At 69.8% G+C, this 6,309-nt stretch carries 6 protein-coding genes and 1 pseudogene; all 7 read left to right on the top strand.

The annotated features are described in order from the left end of the window. Nucleotides 1-139 (top strand): annotated as a pseudogene (locus HG542_RS32240) (roadblock/LC7 domain-containing protein); the annotation flags it as partial. A 103-nt stretch (nt 140-242) separates the two neighbouring features. Next, nucleotides 243-650 (top strand): DUF742 domain-containing protein, encoded by a 408-nt coding sequence (locus HG542_RS32245; RefSeq protein WP_171087798.1) that lies wholly within the window; start codon nt 243-245, stop codon nt 648-650. After that, nucleotides 631-1,212: a GTP-binding protein gene (locus tag HG542_RS32250; RefSeq protein ID WP_171087800.1), complete on the top strand. Its 582-nt coding sequence runs from the start codon at nt 631-633 to the stop codon at nt 1,210-1,212. The genes HG542_RS32245 and HG542_RS32250 overlap by 20 nt, the downstream gene beginning before the upstream one ends. 330 nt (nt 1,213-1,542) lie before the next feature. Further along, entirely contained in the window at nt 1,543-4,584 is a 3,042-nt protein-coding gene (locus tag HG542_RS32255) for a sensor histidine kinase (protein WP_227725328.1), read from the top strand. Between the two features lies 1 nt (nt 4,585). Further along, on the top strand, nt 4,586-5,008 hold the full coding sequence (locus HG542_RS32260) for a roadblock/LC7 domain-containing protein (protein ID WP_171087804.1): 423 nt from the start codon (nt 4,586-4,588) through the stop codon (nt 5,006-5,008). 83 nt (nt 5,009-5,091) lie between these two features. Continuing rightward, the gene (locus HG542_RS32265; RefSeq protein WP_171087806.1) at nt 5,092-5,625 is read left to right on the top strand and encodes a DUF742 domain-containing protein; all 534 of its coding nucleotides are present in this window, start codon (nt 5,092-5,094) and stop codon (nt 5,623-5,625) included. Beyond that, the gene (locus tag HG542_RS32270; protein WP_171087808.1) at nt 5,606-6,187 is read left to right on the top strand and encodes a GTP-binding protein; all 582 of its coding nucleotides are present in this window, start codon (nt 5,606-5,608) and stop codon (nt 6,185-6,187) included. Before HG542_RS32265 ends, HG542_RS32270 begins: the two co-directional genes overlap by 20 nt. Nucleotides 6,188-6,309 lie beyond the last annotated feature (122 nt).

The following is a 6,309-nucleotide window of genomic DNA, read 5'->3' on the forward strand; positions in this document are numbered from 1 at the left end:
TTCGTCCCTGGCCGTCCTCGCACACCCGGAGTGCGACATCGGCCTCGTGGGCTACGAGATGGCCCTCCTGGTCGACCGCGCAGGCAACGTCCTGACCCCGGATCTGCGCGCCGAACTCCAGGGCAGCCTGCTCAACTGACCGCGCACGCCGCATAAACCGTCCGACCGCACGGCCGAAAACCCCCCACCGGCCCACTGCTCGGCGGCATTATTGCCTTCCTGCTGTCCCGTCCGGAGGATTCATGACCCCGCCCGCCTCGCCCGGCCCGTACGGCGCCAATGATTACGCGCCGTACGGGAGTGAAGGCGACCAGCCGCTGGTCCGCCCCTACGCCATGACGGGGGGCCGCACCCGGCCGCGCTACCAGCTCGCCATCGAGGCGCTGGTGAGCTCCACGGCCGACCCGGCCCACCTGGGAGGGCTGCTTCCCGAGCACCAGCGGATCTGCCACCTGTGCCGGGAGGTCAAGTCGGTGGCGGAGGTCTCCGCGCTGCTGAACATGCCCCTGGGCGTGGCGCGGATCCTGGTGGCGGACCTGGCGGAGGCCGGCATGGTGACGATCCACCAGCCGGGCGGCGGCGGGGAGTCCGGCGGGACGCCGGATGTGACACTGCTCGAAAGGGTTCTCAGTGGACTTCGGAAGCTCTAGCGGAGGCGTCGGCCGCTCCACCACGTCGGCGAAGATCGTGGTGGCGGGCGGCTTCGGCGTCGGCAAGACCACGTTCGTCGGCGCGGTCTCGGAGATCAGTCCGCTGCGCACCGAGGCCGTGATGACGTCCGCCTCGGCCGGCATCGACGATCTGAGCCACGTCCAGGACAAGACCACGACGACCGTGGCGATGGATTTCGGCCGCATCACGCTGGACGACGATCTCATCCTGTATCTGTTCGGCACGCCGGGCCAGGACCGCTTCTGGTTCATGTGGGACGACCTGGTGCGCGGCGCTATCGGTGCCGTGGTCCTGGTGGACACCCGGCGCCTGGCCGACTGCTTCCCGGCCGTCGACTACTTCGAGAACAGCGGGCTCCCGTTCGTCATAGCCCTCAACGGCTTCGACGGACACCAGCCCTACGCTCCGGAGGAAGTCCGCGAGGCGCTCCAGATCGGTCCGGACACCCCGATCATCACGACGGACGCCCGGCACCGGAACGAGGCGAAGAGCGCTCTGATCACCCTGGTCGAGCACGCCCTGATGGCCCGGCTGAAATAGACCGGCGAGCGGCTGTGGGATGCGCCACGGTCCCGCCGGTGGTTGCCTTGGGCTTCATAACGGTTTCGACAGTGAATTGACCGGACGCGGCCACTCGCCGCGTCCGGTCGATCGCTTTCTGCGCATGATTCCCCGGCCATTTGGCGCCGCTCGCTCTTAATGCCCGTTTTATGTCCGGCACATCGCGGCCTTTACGGGCTCTGTCCGTTGTTTGGAATGCACCTGCCCGGCGTGCTGGAATTCCCGGACCGATCCCGACGGGTACGTCGCGGACCGGTACGTGAACAGACGGCACAGCACAGGTGCAGACGCCGAGAGGTTGTTGGTCGAGTGAGGCGTAGAAAGTCGGGCGCCGCGCAGGAGACGCGAGCCGAGCGGGGCAACTTCACCCCGCCGCCGCGCGATGCGGCGCTGCCTTCCGACGTGCCCGAAGTCCCCCTGCCCGACATGGGCCGCGGCGGCAGGTTCTCCCCCCGCAACTGGCGGGTGCCCGTACGGCTGAACGCGATCCTGCTGATCCCGGTGATCGTCGCCCTGATCTTCGGCGGGCTCGACGTGTCGAACTCCGTCAACACCTGGTTCGACGCCAAGGACGCGGCCAACACCGCCCGCGTCGTGCGGGCCGCGGACACCTACGCGCACTTCCTCATCGACGAGCGCGACCTGACCGCCAAGCCGCTGCTGGAGGGCCGCACCGAGGACCCGGTCATCAAGAAGGCCCGGGACGCCACGGACTCCGCCCGCGCGGACTTCGACAAGGCCGTCGAGAACATGCCGGCCACCGAGAACCTCAAGCGCCGCCTCAAGCTCGTCCGCGACACCGAGGCGACCCTGCCCAAGCTGCGCAAGGCCGCCTACACCTCCGCCCTGCCCGGGGCGCAGACCGAGGACGGCTACGGCGCCATCCAGCGTCCGCTCATGGCCTTCACCAACGAACTCGGCCTGGGCACCGACAACGTGACCTCCTACGGCCGCACGCTCTACGCCATCTCCCTGGCGAAGGCCGCCGTGTCGCTGGAGCGTTCCATCGGCGCGCACCTGCTGATCGAACCGGGCAGCGCGGCCAACCGCCAGGTGCTGCTGACGTCCTTCTCCTCCTACAACTTCCTGGAGTACATCGCCTACGGCGAGTACGAGGCCGGCGGCACCCCGTCGGACGTCAAGAAGCTCCAGGAGGCCTTCGCCGCGGACGCGGCGGTCGGCGACGCCACCAAGATGGCCACCGCCATCAGCTCCGGCGCCACCAACGCCCAGCTGAAGGCCAAGGGCATCACGGCGGACACCTGGATGCCCGCCGCCACCGCGAAGTTCGGCGCCTACCGCTCCGTCGAGGCCGACATGGCCAACAAGGCCGTGGACGAGGCCGAGAAGACCTCCTCGGACGCGCAGACCTATGCGATCGTCACCTCCTCGGTGCTGGTGCTCGTGCTCTTCGGCGCCTTCGTGATCGCCGGCCGCATGGCCCGCTCGATGAGCCGCAGCATGCGCCGGCTGCGCGGCGCGGCCTTCGAGGTCGCCGAGCAGCGGCTGCCCGCGCTCGTCGACCAGCTCTCGCGGACCGACCCGGGCAAGGTGGACACCCGCGTCCAGCCGATCCCGATCACCACCAAGGACGAGATCGGCGAGGTCGCCCGCGCCTTCGACCAGGTGCACCGCGAGGCCGTCCGGCTCGCCGCCGAACAGGCCCTGCTGCGGGGCAACGTCAACGCGATCTTCACCAACCTCTCGCGCCGCAACCAGAGTCTGATCGAGGGCCAGCTGACCCTGATCACCGACCTGGAGAACAACGAGGCCGACCCGGACCAGCTGGAGAACCTCTTCCGGCTCGACCACCTGGCCACCCGTATGCGGCGGAACGGCGAGAACCTCCTCATCCTCGCGGGCGAGGAGCCCGGCCGGCACTGGGACCAGCCCATCCCGCTGGTGGACGTGCTCCGCGCGGCCACCTCCGAGGTGGAGGCCTACGAGCGCATCGAGCTGTCCGGCGTGCCGGAGGCCGAGATCCACGGCCTCGCCGTCACCGACCTCGTGCACCTGCTGGCCGAGCTGCTGGAGAACGCCACCACGTTCTCCTCGCCGCACACCAAGGTCCGCGTCACCGCGACCCGGCTGCCGGACGGCCGCATCATGGTCGAGATCCACGACAAGGGCATCGGGCTCACCCCCGAGGACTTCGCGGACATCAACCACAAGCTGGCCAACCCGCCGACCGTCGATGTCTCCATCGCCCAGCGCATGGGCCTGTTCGTGGTCGGCCGGCTGGCCGCCCGGCACGGCATCCGCGTGCAGTTGCGCCCCTCGGGCGAGCAGGCGGGCACCACGTCGCTGGTCATGCTGCCGGACGCGATCACGCACGGTGGCGGTGGCGAGGCGCAGGCCGACGACGACTTCACGGTCTCCCGGATCGTGCCCGAGCAGCAGGCCCAGGACCTGGGCCGGATGCGCACGGCCGCCGAACTCGGCTTCGACGACTCGCAGTACGACCCCCGGCCCGACGCCGGCGGCGCTCCGATGGACTCCGTGGGCCGCTCGCTGCGGCGCGAGGAGCGGCGTGCCGCGCTGGCCGACAACCGCCCGCTGTTCCGCGACGAGATACCCGCGGTGCAGCAGGAGCCCGTACCGCCGCAGGACGAGCAGTTCCCGCCGCAGCCGCAGGCACCGGTGGAACCGCAGTTCCCGCAGACCTATGCGGAAGGCGCGTACGCGGAGCCCGCGGCCGAGGTCCCGCAGACCTACGACGCCCTCAACAGCCCCGGATACCAAGGGGAGTGGAGCGAGGCAGGTCCGTACCAGCATGGCTACGGCCAGGGTTACGGAGCGGAATCGGAATCCCGGCCGACCGCTGACACGGCACAGCCGGAGCGCGTAGAGTTCGACCGTCCGGGCCCCGCCTCGAGCGGCTCCCACTCGCTGACCGGGGCCGGTCTGCCGCGCCGCGACCGGCAGTGGCAGCAGCCCGCGACGGGTGAGGAGGCCACGGGTAACCGCGCACAGCCGGAGCAGTCCCGGCAGGAGGCCGCACAGCAGCCTCAGGAGGGGGACGGCTGGCAGTCGGCGAACGACGAGCGCTGGCACCGCGCCGAGCAGCTCCGACAGCCGAAGGCCGGCGGAGTGACCTCCTCCGGGCTCCCCCGCCGGGTGCCCAAGGCCAACCTGGTCGAGGGCACGGCGGCCCAGACCGCCCAGAACGGCCCCCAGATCTCCCGCGCACCGGAAGATGTCCGCGGCAGGCTCGCCAACCTGCGCCGCGGCATCCAGCAGGGGCGCAGTGCGGGCACGGACTCCGCGGAGTCCCCGTCGCCCTCGCACCAGCAGCATGAGCAACACGACCAGGGCTACGGCCCCGGCGGCACCTACGATCAGGAGCGTTAGTGTGAGCCCGATGAGCCAGGCGGCGCAGAACCTGAACTGGTTGATCACCAGTTTCGTGGACAACACCCCAGGGGTGTCCCACACCGTCGTGGTCTCCGCCGACGGACTCCTTCTGGCGATGTCCGAAGGCTTTCCGCGGGACCGCGCCGACCAGCTGGCGGCTGTCGCCTCCGGCCTGACCTCGCTGACCGCGGGTGCTTCCCGGATCTTCGAGGGAGGCGCGGTCAACCAGACCGTGGTGGAGATGGAGCGCGGCTTCCTCTTCATCATGTCGATCTCGGACGGCTCCTCGCTGGCCGTCCTCGCGCACCCGGAGTGCGACATCGGCCTCGTGGGCTACGAGATGGCCCTCCTGGTCGACCGCGCAGGCAGCGTCCTGACGCCGGAACTCCGCTCCGAACTGCAGGGGAGCCTTCTCAACTAGCAAAGAGGCAGTGCGTTTCGCGCCACCGCGCCATAGGGTGCGGTGGCGCGACCAGCAGCAGACAGCAAGTTGGAGGAGGAGACGTGGCAACGCCCCCAGGCGGTTACCCGTATGGACATGACCAGCAGGCCCAACCCCCGCTGAACCGCTACAACTTCCCCTCCGGGCCGAGCCACCACGCACAGGGGGAGCAGCCCCGCCCCCCGCGCGTGCCGGTCCAGCCCCAGAACCACCGGCGCGCCGCCGCGCCGAACTCGCCGTCGTCAGGCGGCAAGCACAACCCGCTGGTCCGTCCTTATGCGATGACCGGCGGCCGGACGAGGCCGCGTTACCAGCTCGCCATCGAGGCGCTGGTGCATACGACGGCCCAGCCCGCCCAGCTCCACGGGCAGTTGCCGGAACACCAGCGCATCTGCCATCTGTGCCATGAGATCAAGTCGGTTGCCGAGATCTCCGCACTTCTCTCCATCCCGCTCGGCGTCGCCCGGATCCTCGTAGCCGACCTGGCGGAGGCCGGACTCGTCGCCATTCATCAGCCCGGCGGCGACGCGTCCGCCGGCGGACAGCCTGACGTGACACTGCTCGAAAGGGTGCTCAGTGGACTTCGGAACCTCTAGCGGCGAGGCAGCCCGCTCCACCACCTCCGCAAAGATCGTGGTCGCGGGTGGCTTCGGTGTGGGCAAGACCACATTCGTCGGCGCGGTCTCGGAGATCAACCCGCTGCGCACCGAGGCCGTGATGACCTCCGCCTCTGCGGGCATCGACGATCTCACCCATGCGCCGGACAAGACCACGACGACCGTGGCGATGGACTTCGGCCGCATCACGCTCGACCAGGACCTGATCCTGTACCTGTTCGGCACCCCGGGCCAGGACCGCTTCTGGTTCATGTGGGACGACCTGGTGCGCGGCGCGATCGGTGCCGTGGTGCTGGTGGACACCCGCCGTCTCGCCGACTGCTTCCCGGCCGTCGACTACTTCGAGAACAGCGGGCTCCCGTTCGTCATCGCCCTCAACGGCTTCGACGGACACCAGCCCTACACCCCGGACGAGGTGCGCGAAGCGCTCCAGATCGGCCCCGACGCGCCGATCATCATCACCGATGCGCGGCATCGGAACGAGGCCAAGAGTGCCCTTATCACGCTGGTCGAGCATGCGCTGATGGCGCGGTTGCGGTAGTTCGCCGGCTGCGGGTTCGCCGTGGCTGGTCGCGCCCACGCGGCGGAGCCGCACATCGAAACAGCCCCGCGCCCCTTACGGGGCGCGCGAGAAGGGCCCGGCACTCCTTGCGGAGTGCCGGG

Origin of the sequence: Streptomyces morookaense, assembly GCF_013030945.1 — a bacterium.
Lineage (GTDB): Bacteria > Actinomycetota > Actinomycetes > Streptomycetales > Streptomycetaceae > Streptomyces > Streptomyces morookaensis.

Bases quoted from the DNA above. Each gene is read 5' to 3' on its own strand.
- HG542_RS32245 (WP_171087798.1), top strand. From the start codon at position 243: ATGACCCCGCCCGCCTCGCCCGGCCCGTACGGCGCCAATGATTACGCG.